General features: G+C 64.1%; 13 protein-coding genes. 4 read left to right on the forward strand and 9 right to left on the reverse strand.

Annotated elements, in window-relative coordinates; translation table 11 throughout:
- The first annotated feature begins 99 nt into the window (after window positions 1-99).
- The gene (locus tag ABIB24_RS02200) at window positions 100-882 is read left to right on the forward strand and encodes an AraC family transcriptional regulator (RefSeq protein ID WP_274079197.1); all 783 of its coding nucleotides are present in this window, start codon (window positions 100-102) and stop codon (window positions 880-882) included.
- A gap of 92 nt (window positions 883-974) precedes the next feature.
- Here ABIB24_RS02200 and ABIB24_RS02205 read toward each other — a convergent pair whose 3' ends face one another.
- Window positions 975-1,562 (reverse strand): LysE family translocator, encoded by a 588-nt coding sequence (locus ABIB24_RS02205; RefSeq protein ID WP_025339335.1) that lies wholly within the window; start codon window positions 1,560-1,562, stop codon window positions 975-977.
- A gap of 414 nt (window positions 1,563-1,976) precedes the next feature.
- Here ABIB24_RS02205 and ABIB24_RS02210 point away from each other — a divergent pair, with 414 nt between their 5' ends.
- Window positions 1,977-3,548, forward strand: coding sequence for a TerC family protein (locus ABIB24_RS02210; protein WP_354316059.1), 1,572 nt, complete (start codon window positions 1,977-1,979; stop codon window positions 3,546-3,548).
- On the opposite strand, the gene rarD is transcribed toward ABIB24_RS02210, so the two are convergent.
- Complete coding sequence (gene rarD / locus ABIB24_RS02215) at window positions 3,511-4,398, reverse strand: EamA family transporter RarD (RefSeq protein WP_354316061.1); 888 nt, start codon at window positions 4,396-4,398, stop codon at window positions 3,511-3,513. The two genes, ABIB24_RS02210 and rarD, sit on opposite strands and share 38 nt — an antisense overlap.
- Window positions 4,399-4,430: 32 nt before the next feature.
- Window positions 4,431-6,017, reverse strand: a complete 1,587-nt coding sequence (locus ABIB24_RS02220; RefSeq protein WP_137164115.1) for an EAL domain-containing protein — start codon at window positions 6,015-6,017, stop codon at window positions 4,431-4,433.
- Window positions 6,018-6,317: 300 nt separating this feature from the next.
- Here ABIB24_RS02220 and hppD point away from each other — a divergent pair, with 300 nt between their 5' ends.
- Window positions 6,318-7,394 (forward strand): 4-hydroxyphenylpyruvate dioxygenase, encoded by a 1,077-nt coding sequence (gene hppD / locus ABIB24_RS02225; protein WP_025339331.1) that lies wholly within the window; start codon window positions 6,318-6,320, stop codon window positions 7,392-7,394.
- A gap of 23 nt (window positions 7,395-7,417) precedes the next feature.
- Here hppD and ABIB24_RS02230 read toward each other — a convergent pair whose 3' ends face one another.
- On the reverse strand, window positions 7,418-8,224 hold the full coding sequence (locus ABIB24_RS02230) for a CSS-motif domain-containing protein (protein ID WP_137164114.1): 807 nt from the start codon (window positions 8,222-8,224) through the stop codon (window positions 7,418-7,420).
- Window positions 8,225-8,357: 133 nt separating this feature from the next.
- Complete coding sequence (locus ABIB24_RS02235; RefSeq protein WP_137164113.1) at window positions 8,358-9,044, reverse strand: type 1 glutamine amidotransferase domain-containing protein; 687 nt, start codon at window positions 9,042-9,044, stop codon at window positions 8,358-8,360.
- A gap of 174 nt (window positions 9,045-9,218) precedes the next feature.
- Here ABIB24_RS02235 and ABIB24_RS02240 point away from each other — a divergent pair, with 174 nt between their 5' ends.
- Window positions 9,219-11,285, forward strand: coding sequence for a PAS domain-containing hybrid sensor histidine kinase/response regulator family protein (locus tag ABIB24_RS02240; protein ID WP_274120595.1), 2,067 nt, complete (start codon window positions 9,219-9,221; stop codon window positions 11,283-11,285).
- 6 nt (window positions 11,286-11,291) lie between these two features.
- Here the strand turns inward: ABIB24_RS02240 and ABIB24_RS02245 are convergent, their stop codons facing one another.
- From ABIB24_RS02245 to ABIB24_RS02260, 4 genes are all read right to left on the reverse strand, one after another.
- A complete protein-coding gene (locus ABIB24_RS02245; protein WP_354316062.1) occupies window positions 11,292-12,908 on the reverse strand; it encodes a response regulator in 1,617 nt (538 codons plus the stop codon).
- 80 nt (window positions 12,909-12,988) lie between these two features.
- Window positions 12,989-14,044, reverse strand: a complete 1,056-nt coding sequence (locus ABIB24_RS02250) for a tetratricopeptide repeat protein (protein WP_354316063.1) — start codon at window positions 14,042-14,044, stop codon at window positions 12,989-12,991.
- A 463-nt stretch (window positions 14,045-14,507) separates the two neighbouring features.
- Window positions 14,508-15,923: an efflux transporter outer membrane subunit gene (locus ABIB24_RS02255; RefSeq protein ID WP_075045355.1), complete on the reverse strand. Its 1,416-nt coding sequence runs from the start codon at window positions 15,921-15,923 to the stop codon at window positions 14,508-14,510.
- Window positions 15,920-19,099 (reverse strand): efflux RND transporter permease subunit, encoded by a 3,180-nt coding sequence (locus ABIB24_RS02260; RefSeq protein WP_025339324.1) that lies wholly within the window; start codon window positions 19,097-19,099, stop codon window positions 15,920-15,922. The genes ABIB24_RS02255 and ABIB24_RS02260 overlap by 4 nt, the downstream gene beginning before the upstream one ends.
- Window positions 19,100-19,104 lie beyond the last annotated feature (5 nt).

Below are 19,104 nucleotides of genomic sequence, written 5' to 3' on the forward strand. Positions count from 1 at the left end.
TGGGATAACGCGGGTTGGATATATGGCCTGCGGTTGCCTGCTGATTTCGTGACAAGCGTGTAGTATCCAGGCGCATGGCAGCGGCGAGCGGGGTGAGGGATGATCGAAGTATCACGGTTCTGGCGCGACCCGGCGTTGCCCTTCGTCGAAGCCCGGCGGGTAGGGGACGGGCGCCAGGTGTGCTACGCCGCGCATTCCCACGAGAGCTTTTCCATCGGGGTGATCACGGGTGGGCGCAGCACCTACCTGTACGGTGACCAGTGCATCGAGGTGGCGGCTGGTGCCACGGTATTGATGAACCCAGGCGTGGTGCACGCCTGCAACCCCATCGCCGGGGAGCCATGGTCCTACCTGATGTTGTTCGTCGACATGCCCTGGTTGCAGGCGCTGGGGTTTGCCTTGCCGGCCCAGGCCTGGAGTAGCTCGCCGGTATTGTACCGGCGCCTGTTGCAGGCCTTTGCCGACCTGTTCGATGCCAGCGTGCCGGACCGCGAAGGCCGCCTGGCGGCACTGTTTGGCGCACTGCCGGGCATGCTTGGCGGTAATGCCAGTGTGAACGACGAGGGCAACCCGCGACTGGACGCGGCGGCAGCGTTCATACGCGCCCATCGTGGCGACCCGCTGAGCCTGGACGACATCTGCGCGGCCTGCGGCCTGTCGCGTTCCTACCTGATTCGCGCGTTCCGCCAACGCTTCGGCCTGACGCCGCATGGCTACCTGATCGACCAGCGCGTGCAGCTGGCCAGGGCGCAACTGCGCCAGGGCCGGGCAATCGCCGAAGTTGCGCAGGAGGCCGGGTTTGCCGACCAGGCGCACCTGCAGCGGGCCTTCAAGCAGCACCTGGCGGCGACGCCGGGGCATTACCGCAATGCATTCGGCTGAATTGCCATTTTGACTGTGATGGCCCTATCGCCGGCAAGCCAGCTCCTACAGGTACAGCTCAGGTCTTGAGGGCAGCGACAGGGCTGGTGCAGCTAGCCTTGAATGACCAGATAAACCGCGCTGCCCACTAGCAGCACCGCCAAGCCCCGATTCAGCAGGCGCATGTGCCGTGGGTTGCCCAGGTACTGGCGAACCACGCTCCCGGCCCACGCCCAGCTGGCCACCGAAATGAAACAGATCGGACCGTAAATCCAGGCAAACAGCCACAGCAACTGCTGCTCCCCGCCGGTGTAGGCGCCAACCCCGGCCACCGCTGCCAGCCATGCCTTGGGGTTGAGCCATTGCATCGCCGCGCCGTGCCAGGCCGAGGGGGCCTGGGCGGGATGGGCGCTGCCCAGCTGCCCATCGTCACTGGCCAGCTTCCATGCCATGTACAGCAGGAACGCCACGCCGCCCCAGTGCAACAGCAGGCCCAGCAAAGGCCAGCGCAGCAACAACTGATGCAGGCCCAGCCCGACCAGCACCAGCAACAGGCAGAAGCCCAGCGTGGCGCCAGCCACATGCGCCAGGCTGGCACGCAGGCCATGGCGGGCACCGCTGCCCAGCGCAACGATGTTGACCGGGCCGGGGGAGATCGAGGCCGCCAGTGCGAAAGCGGCCATGGACAGGGACAGGCTCATGAGGGGGATCCGTTTGGTTGAGGGTGGCCTCCATGCTCGGGCATCGACAGCCTGCGGTATTGAAGAAAAGTACCCACATTGGGCTTATGCCTTTCTGTGGGAGCGGCCTTGTGTCGCGAAAGGGCCGCAGAGCGGCCCCAGCGATGTTCGCAGAGATGCTGCAATCCAGGGGCTGCTGCGCAGCCCTTTCGCGACACAAGGCCGCTCCCACAGGGGAATGCGTGGCTCTGGAGGGGGTTGTTACAGGTTTTGTAATAGTTTTGCGCTATTCCGGAAAGCTGCTGTGCTTGTAGGATCATTTTCCCAATTTGCTATCAAGGTCCATATGAGCACCTTCGCGGAGCCCCCCAGTCCCCGGCCTTCAAGGCCTTCCTTCTCCCGTCCTCGTGACGCTGCCCTCGTGAGTACCCGCTAATGGAATGGCTAGCCGACCCCACGGCCTGGCTGGGCCTGCTGACGCTTATCGTCCTCGAGCTGGTGCTGGGTATCGACAACCTGGTGTTCATCGCCATCCTCGCCGACAAGCTGCCGCCGCATCAGCGCGACCGCGCGCGGGTCATTGGCCTGAGCCTGGCGTTGATCATGCGCCTGGGCCTGTTGGCCAGTATCTCGTGGATGGTCACCCTGACCGCGCCGTTGTTCGAGGTGTTCGACAAGAGCTTCTCCGGCCGTGACCTGATCATGCTGTTCGGTGGCGTGTTCCTGCTGTTCAAGGCCACCATGGAACTGCACGAACGCCTGGAAGGCCATGTGACCCAGGCCAGTGGCGCGGTGCGCCATGCCGCGTTCTGGCCGATCGTTGCGCAGATCGTGGTGCTCGATGCGGTGTTCTCGCTGGACGCGGTGATTACCGCGGTGGGCATGGTCGAGCATTTGTCGGTGATGATGATCGCGGTGATCTTCTCGATCGGCATCATGATCGTTGCCAGCAAGCCGCTGACCCGCTTCGTCAACGCCCACCCTACGGTGATCATGCTGTGCCTGGGCTTCCTGATGATGATCGGCTTCAGCCTTACCGCCGAAGGCCTGGGCTTCCATATCCCGAAAGGCTACTTGTACGCGGCCATCGGCTTCTCGATCCTGATCGAGCTGTTCAACCAGTTGGCCCGTGCCCGCCGCAAGCGCAGCCTGCAGCAGCACCGGCCGCTGCGTGAGCGCACCGCGCATGCCGTGCTGCGCCTGCTGGGTGGCCGCCGGGTCGAGGCTGACGAGGTGGGCGAGGAAATCGCCGACCTGGTCGAAGGTGGTGAGGAGCAGGTGCTGTTCGACCGCCGTGAACGAGTGATGATCAGTGGCGTGCTGAACCTGGCCGAGCGGCCGATCCGCACGGTGATGACCGCCCGCGCCGAGGTCGATGTGATCGACCTGGCGCAGCCGGCCGACGCCATTGCCCAGGCCCTGGCCAATTCTCCGTACTCGCGCCTGCCATTGATCCGCGATGGCCGCGTGGACGAGCCGCTGGGCTTCGTGCACAAGAAGGAGCTGCTCAAGGAACTGCTGTCGGGTAGCCAGCCCGATCTGGAAGGCATGGCCCGGGTACCGCTGAACCTGCTGGAAAGCTTCAGCATCCTCAACGCCCTGGAGCAGATGCGAGGCCAGTCGACGCACATTGCCTTCGTCGTCAACGAGTTCGGTGACTTCACCGGCCTGCTGACCATGACCGATATCCTCGAGTCGATTGCCGGCGAGCTGCCGGATGCCAGCGAGGTCGAAGGCCCGGGCATCGTCCAGGAAGGTGAAGGCTTTGTGGTCAGCGGTGCGTTGAACCTGAGTCAGGTGCAGGCGCGTACCGGCTTCAGCGCCCGCGCCACCGAGGACTACCAGACCCTCGCGGGCCTGGTGATGAGCCTGCTCGACCGCCTGCCCATGGTTGGCGACCGCCTGGCCTGGAATGGCTGGACGCTGACCGTAGTTGCAGTCGAGGAGCGGCGGGTGCGCCAGGTTCGGCTTACACCGAGCGGCGACGTTGACGCAGCAGGTGCTTGAAGCCCTCGATCACCAGCACCAGCACCGCGGCCCAGATCGGCAGGTAGGTCAGCCACTGATCCGGGCCGATGGTTTCGCCCAGCAGCAGTGCCACGCCCACCAGCAGCACCGGTTCGACGTAGCTGAGCAGGCCGAACAGGCTGAACGGCAGCAGGCGGCTGGCCAGCACGTAGGCGATCAGGGCCGAGGCGCTGATCGCCCCGAGGATCGGGATCAACGCATACAGCCCGGGGTGTGCCTGCAGATCGGCAGGGGAAAGCGGGCCCTGGCTCACGAAGTACAACGCCCAGGGCAACAGCAGGCACATGTCGCACCACAGGCCGCCCAGGTGTTCGGTGCGGCAGCGCTTGCGCAACACGAAGTAGATCGGGTAGCCGATCGTCACCACCAGGGTTTCCCAGGCGAAACTGCCATGCTGGTACAGCTCGTGGCCCACGCCCAGCGCGGCGCAGGCCACGGCCACCTTCTGCAGGCGTGACAGGCGCTCGCCATACACCAGCCGCCCGGTCAGGACCATGGCCAGCGGCAGCAGGAAGTAGCCCATCGACACTTCCAGGCTGCGCCCGTGCAGGGGTGCCCAGAGGAACAGCCACAGCTGCACGCCCATCAGCCACGATGTGCCGACCATGCCCAGCAACAGCAGCGGCGTGCGTTTTACCCGGGCAAGCAGTTCACCCACCCGTTTCCAGTCTTTCGAGACAAGCATGAACAGGGTCAGGCAGGGCAGCGTCAACAGGGTGCGCCAGCCAAAGATCTCTTCGCCATCGAGCGGCGTGAGCAGAGAGGTATAGAAGTACATCACGGCGAACAGACAGGACGCCATGACCGACGAAAGAATGCCTTTTGACACGAATGCCTCGAATAGGGAATTGAGCGGGTGGATCAGCCGCGCATGATCTCAGGGGGCGCGGCTTGCGGCAACCGCGACGCAGCCGGGCGTGCCGCCAGCGCCTCGAGGAATTGGGCAGCCGGCATGGGCCTGGCGAACAGGTAGCCCTGCTGGAAGTCCACCTCGTGACGGGCCAGGTAGTCGCGCTGGGCTTCGGTTTCCACGCCCTCGGCAACGATGCCCAGGCCCAGCTTGGCCGACAGCTCGATGATGGTCTCGAGGATGTGTACCGACAGCGCGTCGGCACCGATCATGGCGACGAAGCTCTGGTCGATCTTCAGGTAGTCGACCTTGAACTGGCGCAGGTAGTTGAGGCTCGACTGGCCGGTGCCGAAGTCGTCCAGGGCAATCTTCACACCCATGGCGTCGAGCTTTTCGAACAGTTCCAGAGCCACCGGCGTGGCCTCGATCAGCTTGCGCTCGGTCAGCTCCAGGGTCAGCACCACCCGGCCTGGCGGGAAGTGCTGGAGGAAGGTGCGGCAGTCGTCCAGCAGGCTGAAGTCGCGGCAGTGGTCGGCAGTGATGTTGATGCCGATATGGAAACCGTCCTCCAGCAGCCCGGCATAGGGTGCCAGGTTCTGCGCGGTGTGCATCATCAGCGCACGGGTCATGGCGACGATCTGCCCGCTGTGTTCGGCGTAGGGGATGAACAGGTCGGGGCGTACCAGGCCTTCGCGCGGGTGGTTCCAGCGCATCAGCACTTCGGCGCCGGCCCAGCGGTAGTCGCCCTTGCGCACCACCGGCTGGAAGTACGGCAGGAACTCGTCGGCCTCCAGGGCCCGACGCAGTTCGGCACGGGGCGAGGTGGCTCGGCGAACCTGCCAGCGGCACACCAGGGCGGCCACCGCGCCCAGTACCAGCAGCAAGCCGAACAGGGCGGGGTAGTGGCTGCGCCACAGCTGGGCCTGCTTGTCGGCGCCGTAGCCGCCATGCACACTGAACGGATAACGGGTCGAGCCCAGCTGCACATTCGCGCTGGCCGCTGCAGGGGGCACGCCTTTGTGCACGATGCCATCCTTGCCCAGCCAGGCATCGCCCACGCGGATCTGCAGGTCTTCATCGGGGCCGATCAGGCGCAGCGCCGTCAGCAGGTGTTCGCCATCCACCGTACTGATCGCGCCGCGGTCGCCGTCGCTGGCTCGATACACCAGCAGCGGGTGGCCCGGGGTGACCGAGTTGCCGTCCATCAGCCACAGCTTGCCGTCGATGTAGTCACCGGGGTTGACCGGCTCGTCGAATGCGCCGAACAGCGAGGTGCAATAAAGGGCGTTGTGCCGGAACAGGTTGGTCGAGCGCACGAAGGCTTTGCGCGTGACCTGGGCGCGCAGCATGAGCTGGGCCTCGTCGCACGGGCTGTCGACAAGTGGCAGCAGGGCATTGGCAGCGCTGGACAGGTTGTCGAGAATGCGCTCGACGTGTTCCACCACCTGGCGCGCGGTGGCCTGGCTGCTGGCCTGCATTTCGCGCTCGATCTGCCAGTTCATCACAGCCAGGCCGCACGCCACCGGCAGCACGCCGACGACCCAGGGCAACAGGGTGCGCCAGCCGAAGCCGGCGCGGCGTTTGACGGTAAGGGGCATGCTGACCTGATCTGTAGGAATAATTACGAGAGGATAGCCGCTTGTCGGAACCCGTGAGCAACTAAAGCGCGACAAACCATTTTACGCAATGTAGAATCGATTTACGAATACAACAATAAGGTCCTTCGATACCGAAGGATCAAGCCCGCCGAGAATGGGTCCATATGACATACCATGGGTTCAAGCTGATAATAGGTGACTTCCTCGCCCGCAGCGTGCGGGGTATCCCGTGCTCACCGCCGTTTCCGTGCCACATCCCACGCAATCAATAATTTTTTCGCTGCAGATGAGGACACGAACATGGCTGATATCTTCGACAATCCAATGGGCCTGATGGGCTTCGAATTCATCGAACTGGCTTCGCCGACCCCTGGTGTACTCGAGCCGGTATTCCAGATGCTGGGCTTCACCAAGGTCGCTACCCACCGTTCCAAGGATGTGCACCTGTATCGCCAGGGTGACATCAACCTGATCCTGAACAACGAACCCAAGAGCATCGCCTCGTACTTCGCCGCCGAACACGGCCCGTCGGTATGCGGCATGGCGTTCCGCGTGCGCAACGCCCACGAGGCCTATGCCCGCGCCCTGGAACTGGGCGCCCAGCCAGTGGAAATCGAAACCGGCCCGATGGAGCTGCGCCTGCCGGCGATCAAGGGCATCGGTGGTGCGCCGCTGTACCTGATCGACCGTTTCGAGGAAGGCAGCTCGATCTACGATATCGACTTCAAGTTCATCGAGGGCGTGGACCGCAACCCGGTGGGTGCCGGCCTGAAGATCATCGACCACCTCACCCACAACGTTTATCGCGGGCGCATGTCGTACTGGGCCGGCTTCTACGAGAAGCTGTTCAACTTCCGCGAAATCCGCTATTTCGACATCAAGGGTGAGTACACCGGCCTGACTTCGCGTGCCATGACCGCACCGGATGGCATGATCCGCATCCCGCTGAACGAAGAATCGTCCAAGGGCTCCGGGCAGATCGAAGAGTTCCTGATGCAGTTCAACGGCGAAGGCATCCAGCACGTGGCCTTCCTGACCGATGACCTGCTCAAGACCTGGGACGCCCTCAAGGGCTTCGGCATGCGCTTCATGACGGCACCGCCGCAAACCTACTACGAGATGCTCGAAGAGCGCCTGCCAGGTCACGGCGAGCCGGTAGACCAGTTGAAAGCACGCGGCATTCTCCTCGATGGCGCTTCCCAGCCTGATGACAAGCGCCTGCTGCTGCAGATCTTCTCCGAGACCCTGCTCGGCCCGGTGTTCTTCGAGTTCATCCAGCGCAAGGGTGATGACGGCTTTGGCGAGGGCAACTTCAAGGCCCTGTTCGAATCCATCGAGCGCGACCAGGTGCGCCGTGGTGTGCTGAGCACCGACTGATCCCCTTTGGAGTACCGCCGCCGTCATGCATGGTTGGCGGCGGTACCACGCCGGCCGACCCGCGCCCTGAACAGGGCCAGATAGACAATCGAGCCTGTCACGATCCCCACCAGCATCAGCGAAGGCAGGATTTGCAGCATCGACTGGCGGGCTTCCCGGGCGGTATAGCCTTGGGCGTAGCCACCCTTGACCTGATATCCATATTTGACCGAGTGCGCGTTTGCAGTGAACTCGGACTGAGAGGGACGTTGCCTGTCGCGGCTGTCTCCGTGGCTCCAGATGTACCGGTCGCCAAACTCCAGCAGCAGCGTCAAGCCGTCCTGGAAACCGTCCAGTTCGTTGCGCAGTTGCATGGCATAGGCGGTCACTATGACACCGTTGTCGTTGCCACCCAGGTAAAAGTTGACCAGCAGTTTGTTGGTCGCTGCCCCTGAGCCGTAAGCCAGTTCGACCTGGCGGCCGGACAGGGCAAGGGCCGACAAGTCAGCCAGTGAATCCGAAGTGGTGCTGCAGTAGGCCTGGTTGCCCTTGATCAGGGACAGCGAACGCACCATGGAGCGGCCGGCCACCTGGTCCTGCAACTTGCCGATGACGTCGTTGCACGGTTTGCCCGCAAAGGGCAGGGCCTGAAGAGCGGTCTCGTGCATGCGGTCCAACGCCTGATCAACACTGAAAACTGCCTCCTGGACCGAGATGTTCGCGTTTTCCGCGAGTTTCGTTTCCAGCTGGAATACCATTACCAGCAACCCTGAAACCACGGGCACCAGGCCCAAGGCGATGAGCAGCAGCAGTTCCAGCAAGCTGCGCCCGGCGTGCATGATTTTCGACATAGGCCAATTGCTCTCCGGTCCGAAACTGTTCGTGGTGAACAGTTGAACCCTGAGCCTATGTATTCAATGACCGGCCGGCTGTAGGCCGGGTGCAGTGCGCGTTATGGGAAATCCGGAAGCCCGGCGTAGGCCGCTAATGGCCCTTGAGTTTCTCGAGCACTTTCTCGGCCAGCAATTCTGTGGAGGCAGGGTTCTGCCCGGTGATCAGCCGACTATCGGCAACCACATACGGCTGCCACGGGTCATCATGCTTGCTGTAGATACCGCCGCGCGCGCCCAGCTCGTTTTCCGTCAAGAAGGGGACCACCTTGTCCAGTTCGACCAGTTTCTCCTCGGTATTGGAGAAGCCGGTTACCTGACGGTCCTTGAGCAACAGGCTGTTGTCGCTGAGCTTGATGTTCAGCAGCCCGACAACGCCATGGCAGACCGCTGCGACTATGCCCTTGTTCTCGTAGACCCGGCGTGCCAGGTCTTGCAGCGGTTGGTTGTCGGCAAAGTCATACATCACCCCGTGCCCGCCGGTGTAATAGATGACGCGGTACTCATCGGCCTTCACCTGGCCAGGGCTCAAGGTGTTGCCCAGGCGGGTCATGAAGCGCTTGTCGTCATACCACTGCCAGTCCAGGTCGGGGGCCATTTGCAGGCTATGCGGGTCGACGGGTACGTAGCCGCCCAGCGGGCTGACATAATCGACCGTATAACCGGCCTTCTCGACTTTTTCAACAAAGTGCACGGCTTCCCCCAGCCACAACCCGGTCGCCCGCTTGAGGGTCGGATACTTGGCTGTATTGGTCAGCACCACCAGCATTTTCTTGCTCATGACCACGCTCCCGTCGGCAACCTGAATGGGCCGTTGCTCCCTGGCCCGAGGGAAAACCTAATGAGCATAGCTCTCAGGTGCAAGTACGCCATATTGCGTGGCGTGTGTTGTGCTACCGTGAACCACATTCACGGGGCGCCCGTACTTTTCCTGAACCATGCTGGAGTCACGATAGTGGTCGAAAATGGTACGCCGCGCGAGCCTGCGTCGCCGGTCATTCTGCAGGCGCCTGTGCTGGCACCGATCGACCCCATGGGCGAACGGATTGCACAGTTCGACTGGGGGCGCACATCGCTCGGGCCGCTGCCGCGCTGGCCGGCCTCGTTGCGCATTGCCGTCGACATGATGCACTTGTCACCGTTCCCGTGTGCCGTGGTCTGGGGGCCAGACCTCAACGTTGTCCACAATGCTGGCTACCGGGCGTTGCGGCCGGTTGCCCCGGATGCATTGGGCATGGCCTTCGATGCGCTTTGGAGCGATGTATGGCCGGCGATGGGGCCGTGGGTATTCAAGGCGCTCGAGGGGCACTCGAGTTTTGTCGAGGACCCACCACTGCGTGTTGGCTGCGGCGAAGGCGGGGAGCCGTTGTGGTATGCGTTCGGCTACACACCGTTGCGCGATGAACTGGGCAACGTGGCAGGTTTTCTGCACGCGGTGATCGAGACCACGGCCAGCGTTGAGGCGCACCGCCACTGGCGGGAGCAGGCGCAAGGCTACGAGCAGCAGGTCGAGCGACACCTGGTGGAGCGCGAGCAGTTCTGGCAGTTGTCGCGTGATGCGATGATGACGGTTACGCCCGAGCTGAAGGTGCATGCCGCCAACCCTGCCTGGTACCGCATTCTGGGCTGGGCCGAGGAGCAGGTACAGGGTGTTCCGGTATTGGACCTGGTACATCCGGCCGATCGCGCCGAGGTTGAGGTGGCGGTTTCCGGGTGCCTGCAATACCGCAATGCCGAGCAGATAGAGACGCGCCTGCGTCACTGCGATGGCCATTACCACTGTTTTCGCTGGAGCGCGCGGTTCGATGGCAGCCTGCTGACTGCCGTTGGGCGGGACATCACCGAGGAGCATGAAGAGGCCGCGCGTCAATCCGAAGCCCTGATGCGCAACAACGAACGCCTGGAAGTGGTTGGCCAGTTGGCCGGGGGCATGGGCCATGAACTGAACAACTTGTTGTCCGGCATCGGCGGCAGCCTGGAGTTGCTGCAACGGCGCCTGCAGGAAGGACGGCTGGAGCGCGTGGAGACCTATGTCGAGGTGGCGCGTGATTCGGTGCAGCGTGCCATGGAGCTGACCCATCGCTTGCTGGCGTTTTCCCGTCATCAACCTTTGGCGCCCAGGCCGCTGGATTTCAACCGGCAATTGCGCTTGAGCGAACCACTGCTGCGCAGCACGCTGGGCGCCGAGATGCGTTTGCACTGGCAGCTGGATGTCACGCCGTGGGCGGTGAACCTTGATGTTTCCCAGCTTGAAAATGCCTTGATCAATCTATGCACCAACGCCCGCGAAGCGTGCCTGGATCGCGGCAATGTCACGCTGCGCAGTATCAACCAGCGGCTGACGGCGTGTTTCCCGGATGAGGGCGGCCTGCCTCCAGGCGACTACGTTGCCTTGCATGTGGAGGATGATGGCCGCGGCATGCCGGCGGTGGACATTGCCAGGGCCTTTGAACCGTTCTTCACCACCAAGCCGGTCGGGCGTGGCTCAGGGCTTGGCTTGTCGATGGTGTATGGGTTTGTCGGCCAGTCGGGGGGCTACGCCTGGATCGAGTCGGAGCCGAACCAGGGCACCAAGGTCTGCATGCTTTTCCCAAGGTGCCATGACCCGGTACCCGAGGCGCCCGCGCTGGTGCAGCGCTCGCAGCGCCTGGCCGGGGGGCAGCGCCTGTTGCTGGTCGATGACGAGCTCGGTTTGCGTGCGGTAATGCGCGAGTACCTGACCGAGCGTGGTTTTGAGGTCATTGATGTGGGCGACGCCAATAGTGCGCTGGAGCGCTTCCGCCATGACGGCCCGTTCGATCTGGTAATCACCGACATCGGCTTGCCAGGTGGTTTCAGTGGCCGCCAGGTGGCCAAGGCCATGCGCATGCAGCTGCCGTTGCAGAAGATCCTGTTCATCACCGGCTATGCGGGTCAGCCGATCGAAGCGCAGTTGCTCGAGCAGCCGGGCACGGCATTGATGAACAAGCCGTTCGCGCTGGCGGACCTGGTGGATGAGGCGCTACGCATGCTGGAGGAGTGAAGCAGTTCAGGGCTTGCCCAGTATCTGGGTCACCTGGGCCTGCAGCTGCTTCAGCTCGAAGGGCTTGCAGATCAGGTGCATCCCCGCCTCCAGGAAACCCTCGCGGGCCATGGCCGTTTCCGCATAGCCGGTGATGAACAGTACTGGCAAGCGTGGCCGCAGGTTGCGTGCAATCTCGGCCAACTGGCGGCCATTCATGCCGGGCAAGCCGACATCGCTGACCAGCAGATCCACCGGTTGTGTCGAACGCAGAACCTTCAGGCCCTCGTTGGCGTCGGCGGCACTGTGGCAGGCGAAGCCATCCTCGCGCAGGGCCTGGCATAGCAATTGGCGTACATGCGGGTCGTCCTCGACCACCAGCACGTGATGGCCCTGGTAGCCTCGCACGGGCTGCACGGTGTTGACCGGTGCCTGGTCCTGGTCGACATGGCGCGGCAGGTACAGGTCCACCCGGGTGCCTTGGCCGATCTGGCTGTGCAGGGTGACATGGCCGTGGGATTGCTTGCTGAAGCCGTACACCATCGACAGGCCCAGGCCGATGCCCTGGCCGATCGCCTTGGTGCTGAAGAACGGCTCGAAGGCATGCTCCAGCGTGCTTTGCGCCATGCCCTGGCCGTCATCGACGATTCGCAGGCGTACATAGTCGCCGGCGCACAGGGCACCGCCGGGGAATTGCCCGGCGCCGATGTGCTGGTTACTTGCCTCGATGCGCAGCTGGCCGCCACTGGGCATGGCTTCGCAGGCATTGAGCAGCACGTTGTCGAGGGCTTCCTGCAACTGCTGGTCATCGGCTTCGACCGACCACAGGCCCTTGGCGATTTGCACGTGCAGGTTCACGGCCGGGCTCAGGCAAGCCTTCAGGCGCTTGGCCTGGAGCAGGTCGTGCAGGTCGACCTGCTGGCTGTGCAGCGATTGCCGGGAAGAGAAAGCCAGCAGGCGGTGGGTCAGGCGGGCGGCGCGTGACACTGCCTCGCGGCCCATGCGCAGCACGTTGTCCAGGCCATCGCTGCGGCCCTGGCGCAAGCGCCGGTCGATCAGCTCGAAGCTGCCGCCAATGCTGGTGAGCAGGTTGTTGAAGTCATGGGCGACCCCCCCGGCCAGTTGGCCGATGGCCTCCATCTTGCGCGTCTGGTGGCGGGCGAACTCGCTGCGCTGCTGGTCTTCGCCGGGAGGCGCGGCCTGGGCGTCAAGGCGTTGCTGCAGGTCCTGCAGCTGGTCGCGCGCCAGGTACTGCCGGCGCCGGTTGCGCAGGGCGGACTGGGTCGTGTGCAGCAGCTGGGCGTTTTCGAACGGTGTGGCCAGCAGGACAAGGTTGCCCACCGGGTGGTTGGTCGAGCCCTCGGCCGCTTGGCTCCCTTGACCGAGCAGCACGATGGGCAGGTCCGACCAGCACGGTTGCTGGTCGATGAATGCCTGCAGCAACGCGCTTGGGCCCTGTTTGAACACTTGCTCGGCGATGATCGCCAGGCCCGCGCCTTCGGCCAGGCAGGCTTGCAGGTTGGCCAGGTCGACCGCGCACAGGCTGTCGATGCCCGCAGAAGCGAGCAGGCGAGCAGTATCCGCGGCTATTGGCGGGGGCGCCAGGATCAATGCACGTTCGTCCAGCGCCAACGAACTGGCCAAAACGACTCTCCTGCAGGGTGGTCTGATATCCACTGGACCTTGGGCACAGCCCCAGGGTTCAACAAATTTTCGGACGTTGCCTACAGGCCCTGTTGCAGCACGGGGTCGTCCGGGTTCTGCCGCTCCAGTTCGGCCAACAGTACCTGCACGTTCTGCAACTGGCCGGTTTCCTTCCAGTACTGGATCAGCAACACCCGTGCCCGGCGATTGGCCGGCTGGCGGCTGAGCACGGTTTCCAGTTGCTTTTGCGCGGCGTCGAGTTGTTCCAGTTCATGCAGGGTGACCGCCAGTGTGTAGCGGTAGTCGGCGTTATCCGGGTCCAGCTCGACGGCGCGGGACAAGGCCAGCAAGGCGTATTCGCGCTGCTCGTGACGGTTCAGCCAGAGCCCCAGTTCGTACTGCAGAAAGGCTGAATCGGGGCTCAGCGCCAGGGCTTTGCCCAGTACCTGACGCGAGGCGTCGTGATGGCCCTGGCGTTCCAGCAGGCGTACCTGGGTCGCCAGTGCATCGAGGTTGCCTGGCGCTACCGTCAGGGCCCGTTGCAGGGCTGCGGCGGCCAGGGTGTAGTCGTTTTCGTGCAGGTACAGGCGCGCCAGGTGGACCTGGGCGTCGGCGTCTTCGGGCTGTTGCTCCAGGGCCTGCTGGTATTGCTCCAAGGCGACCTGCAGCGGGCCGAAATACAGGCCGATGTCATCCGGGGCAAGGCCGAGCAGGGCATCTACCGCGGCAAAGCGTACGCTTTGCTCGTCGTCATCCAGCAGCGGGCCGAGTACCAGGCTGCGCTGCGCCGCCGGCAGCAGGCGGCGGATGCCGGCAATGGCTGCACGGCGCACCAGCGGGTCGGCATGTTCCAGGTCCTGGCGGGCGAGTTTCAATGCCTGGGGCGAAGGGTAGTTGGGCAGTTCGGCATACAAGGCCGCTCGGCGGATGGGCGGTAGGTCGGTGCGCTGCAATTGTTGGTACAGCACCCGTGCAGCGCCGGGTTGGCCCTCATGGGCCTGGCGCAGGGCCTTGGCGTAGCTGTGCGCAGGCAGGGTTGGCGGGGCTGGTGGGGCGTCGCGCCACAGGTAGCCGAACAGGGCCGATACCAGGATCAACAGCAGCAGGGCGATCAGGTAGCGGTGGCGTCTGGGCATCGGACGATCCGTGGCGGCGGGAAGGGCAGAGCTTGGGCTAGCCGGGGGGTAAATGCAACCGAGTGAGGGGTGCCTGGTGCCTGTCTCGGGTTTTGCGGTGGGGCATAAATCGAGCGCCGCCCGCGCGGCGCTTCGCAGCACAAGGCTGCTCCTACATCTGTTTCGGGCCAGTTATTCCTGAGGTAGAGGCGCGCGGCCCCTTGGCATCCACGTCGATATCGTGTCGGACAAACAAGGCGGTCGCGCGCGCTGGCGCAGGCGTTACTGGCCTGAAACAGATGTAGGAGCAGCCTTGTGCTGCGAAGCGCCGCGCGGGCGGCGCTCGATCTCATAGGCGCTGAAGATTCAGAGGCATGCACCCTGCACACACCCTCAATCAGCATAAAAAAGCCCCGCGGACCAAGGCCTGCGGGGCAAACGGTTGGGGGAGGAGCCAACCAAAGGAGTCGTTGAAACGGGTGTATCAGCGCGCGCTGGCTACAGTCTCTGGTTGCCAGCCGCCGCCCAGGGCCTTGTAGATGGAGACGATGCCGCGGTACAGCTCGACCTCGCCCTGGGCTTGCGCATCTTCGGCGCTCAGCCGCTCACGCTCGGCATCGAGCAGCACCAGGTAGTCCACCGTACCCTCGCGATAACGAATCGAGGCCAGTTCTGCCGCCTTGCGGCTGGCATCGCTCTGGCGCATCAGCGACAGCAGCCGCTGCTGGGTCTTGTCGTAGTCGCTGAAGGCGTTGGCCGATTCTTCCAGGGCCAGCAACACCTGCTGTTCATAGTTGGCCAGTGCCCCTTCGGCATCGGCCTTGGCACCGCGCAGGCGGGCGCGCACGCTGCCCAGGTCGAAGGCCGCCCAGGTGATGCTCGGGCCCAGCGCCCAGGCATTGGCTGCCGAGGAGCCGATCTGCGAGCCACGGGCAGCAGTAAAGCCGAGGAAGCCGCTGAGGCTGACGCGGGGGAACAGGTCGGCCGTGGCCACGCCGACGTTGGCGGTGGCAGCCGCCAACTGGCGTTCGGCGCTGCGGATGTCCGGGCGGCGGCGCAGCAGTTCACCCGGGTCACCCACCGGTAGCGCCTTGGCGATGGCCGGCAGGGCCTTGGGCGACAGGTCGACGCTGAGCGCCTCGGGGCGCTGGCCGAGCAGGGTGGCGATGCGATGCCGGGCCCGCGCCTGTTCCGCCTGCAGTTGCGGCACGGTGGCTTCGACCCCGGCCAGGCGCGCGTCGGCCCGTACCACGTCAAGGTCGTTGCCCACGCCGGCATCGCGCAGGGTTTCGGTGATGGCCCGCGATTCCTGCTGGGTCTTGAGGTTGGCCAGGGCGATCTTCTCGCGCAACTGCGCGCCGCGCAGCTGGCCGTAGGCATCGACCAGCTCGGCGATCAGGCTGACCTGCAACTGCTGCAGGTCGGCCGCGGCTACTGCTTCCTGGGCTTCGCTGGCTTCGATCTGGCGCTGGATGCGGCCGAACAGGTCAAGTTCCCAGGCCATGTCCAGGCCCAGGTCGTAGCGCTCGCTGTTCACCCGTTGCGTGGTCTGGCCGGGGACCTGGCCCTTGCCGAGGTCGCTGCTGGCGCGGCTGGTGACCACCGGGAACTGATCGTTCTCGGCGTCTTCACGGATCGAACGGGCCGACTTCAGGCGGGCGAAGGCCACGCGCAGGTCACGGTTGCCGTCCAGCGAAGCCTGCACCAGCTGGTTCAGCACCGGGTCGTCGAACTGCTTCCACCACAGGCTTTCGAAACGGCTACGGTCGTAGGCCTTGGCCTGTACATCACTGGCCAGCTGCGCAGGCTCGGTGGCCGGCGCCTGATAGTCCGGGCCTACCGCGCAGGCCGCCAGGGCCAGCGCCAGCAGGCTCGGGGTCAAGGGTTTGAGCAGGTTCATGCATGGCTCTCCAGCGAGTGGGCGCGTTCGGCCTTGCGGGCCTGGCGACGTTCGACGAAACGGCGAATCAGGAAGAAGAACACCGGGGTCAGGAACAAGCCGAACACGGTCACGCCGATCATCCCCGAGAACACCGCCACACCCATGGCATGGCGCATTTCAGAACCTGCACCGGAGCTGAACACCAGTGGAACCACACCCATGATGAAGGCGATCGAGGTCATCAGGATCGGCCGCAGGCGCAGGCGGCAGGCTTCCAGTACCGCTGCCAGCGGGTCGAGCCCCTTGGCCTGTTCGTCCTTGGCGAACTCGACGATCAGGATCGCGTTCTTGCACGCCAGGCCCACCAGTACGATCAGGCCGATCTGGGTGAAGATGTTGTTGTCACCACCCGACACGATCACCCCGGTGATGGCTGACAGAAGGGTCATCGGCACGATCAGGATCACCGCCAGCGGCAGGCTCCAGCTTTCGTACTGGGCGGCAAGCACCAGGAAGGCCAGCAGTACGCACAGCGGGAACACGAACAGCGCAGTGTTGCCCGAGAGGATCTGCTGGTAGGTCAGGTCGGTCCACTCGAAGGTCATGCCGTTGGGCAGTTCCTCTTTCAGCAGCTTCTCGATTGCAGCTTCGGCCTGGCCGGAGCTGTAGCCCGGTGCCGCTGCGCCGTTGATCTCGGCGGTGATGAAACCGTTGTAGTGCATCACCCGGTCAGGCCCGGAGGTGTCGCTGACCTTGAGGAACGTCGCCAGCGGGATCATCTCGCCGAGGTTGTTGCGCACCTTCAGTTGGCCGATCTGCTCGGCATCGAGGCGGAACTGCTGCTCGGCCTGGACGTTGACCTGGTAGGTACGGCCAAAGCGGTTGAAGTCGTTGGTGTACAGCGAGCCCAGGTAGACCTGCAGGGTGTCGAAGATGTCGGTGATCGCCACGCCGTGGGTCTTGGCCTTTTCCCGGTCGATGGCGGCATCGACCTGCGGCACGTTGACCTGGTAGCTGGTGAACAGGCCCGCCAGTTCCGGCACGTTGTGGCTCTTGGCGATGATGTTCTGGGTTTCCTTGTACAGGGCCTCGTAGCCCAGGTTGCCACGGTCTTCGATCTGCAGGCGGAAGCCGCCGATGGTGCCCAGGCCTTGTACCGGCGGTGGCGGGAAGATCGCGATGTAGGCGTCCTGGATGTCGGCGAACTGGGCATTCAGTGCAGCAGCGATGGCCGCCGCCGACTGGCTCGGGTCCTTGCGCTCGTCGAACGGCTTGAGCGGGGTGAACACGATGCCGCTGTTCGGGCTGTTGGTGAAACCGTTGATCGACAGGCCTGGGAAGGCTACCGAGTCGGCCACGCCAGGCTGCTTCAGGGCGATTTCGCTCATGCGCTTGATCACCGCTTCGGTGCGGTCGAGGCTGGCCGCGTCAGGCAGCTGGGCGAACGCCACCAGGTACTGCTTGTCCTGGGCCGGCACGAAACCGGTCGGGGTGGACGAGAAGCCCAGGTAGGTCAGGCCCATCAGGCCGGCATACACGAACAGGGCGATGCCGCTGGAGCGGATGACCCGACGCACGCCGCCGACGTAGCGGTTGGAAGCGCGGTCGAAGAAGCGGTTGAACGGGGCGAACAGCCAGCTGCCCAGCAGTTTTTCCAGGAACCGCGAGAACCGGTCCTTGGGCGCATGGTGGTCCTTCAGCAGCACGGCAGCCAGGGCCGGCGACAGGGTAAGCGAGTTGAATGCCGAGATCACCGTGGAAATGGCGATGGTCAGGGCGAACTGCTTGTAGAACTGCCCGGTCAGGCCGGAAATGAACGCGGCAGGCACGAACACGGCGCACAGCACCAGGGCGGTGGCGATGATCGGCCCGGTCACTTCGCCCATGGCCTTTTGCGTGGCCTCCAGCGGTTTCAGGCCCAGGCCTATGTTGCGTTCGACGTTTTCCACCACGACGATGGCGTCGTCCACCACGATACCAATGGCCAGGACCAGGCCGAACAATGACAGCGCGTTGAGCGAGAAGCCGAACAGGTGCATCACGGCAAAGGTACCGATCAGCGATACCGGCACGGCCATCAGCGGGATGATCGAGGCACGCCAGGTCTGCAGGAACAGGATGACGACCAGCACCACCAGCACCAGCGCTTCGAACAGGGTGTGCACCACGGCTTCGATGGAACCACGGACGAACACGGTCGGGTCATAGACGATGCTGTAGTCCATGCCCTCGGGGAAGTCCTTCTTCAGCTCGGCCATCTTCGCCCGCACTTCGTCGGAGATCTCGATGGCGTTGGAGCCTGGACGCTGGAAGATCGGGATGGCCACCGCCGGCTGGTTGTTCAGCAGCGAACGCAGGGCGTACTGGCTGGAGCCGAGTTCGACCCGGGCGATGTCCTTCAGGCGGGTGATTTCGCCATCAGCACCGGCGCGGATGATGATGTTCTCGAACTCTTCCTCATTGACCAGACGACCCTGGGTGTTGATCGACAGCTGGAAGCTGGTCGAACCCGGGGCGGGTGGGGCGCCCAGCTGGCCGGCGGCCACCTGGCGGTTCTGTTCGCGGATCGCAGCCACCACATCACTGGCGGTGAGGTTGCGCGAAGCGGTCTTGTTCGGGTCCAGCCACACGCGCAGCGAGTAGTCGCCCATGCCGAACAGCTGCACATCGCCCACGCCGCCCAGGCGCGCCAGCTCGTCCTTGATGTTGAGGATGGCGTAGTTGGACAGGTAGAGCATGTCGTAGCGGTTGTCCGGCGAGGTCAGGTGCACGACCATGGTCAGGTCGGGCGAGGCCTTGTCGACGGTGATACCGATGCGGGTCACTTCCTCTGGCAGCTTGGGCTGGGTACGGGTGACGCGGTTCTGCACCTGCACCTGGGCGTTGTCCAGGTCGGTGCCCAGGGCGAAGGTGATGGTCAGCGTCAGCTTGCCGTCAGCGGTGGACTGGGAGGACATGTACAGCATGTTCTCCACGCCGGTAATCGCCTGCTCCAGTGGCGCGGCGACGGTTTCGCCGATGACCTTGGGGTTGGCGCCGGGGAAGTTGGCGCGCACCACCACGGTGGGCGGCACCACTTCGGGGTATTCGCTGATCGGCAGCTGGAACAGCGAGATCGAACCCGCGATCAGCAGCACCAGCGACAGCACCGCGGCGAAGATTGGCCGGGTAATGAAGAATTTCGAGAAGTTCATCGGTG

Source organism: Pseudomonas sp. UYEF17 (assembly GCF_040546125.1).
In the GTDB taxonomy this organism is placed as follows: Bacteria; Pseudomonadota; Gammaproteobacteria; order Pseudomonadales; family Pseudomonadaceae; genus Aquipseudomonas; species Aquipseudomonas putida_Z.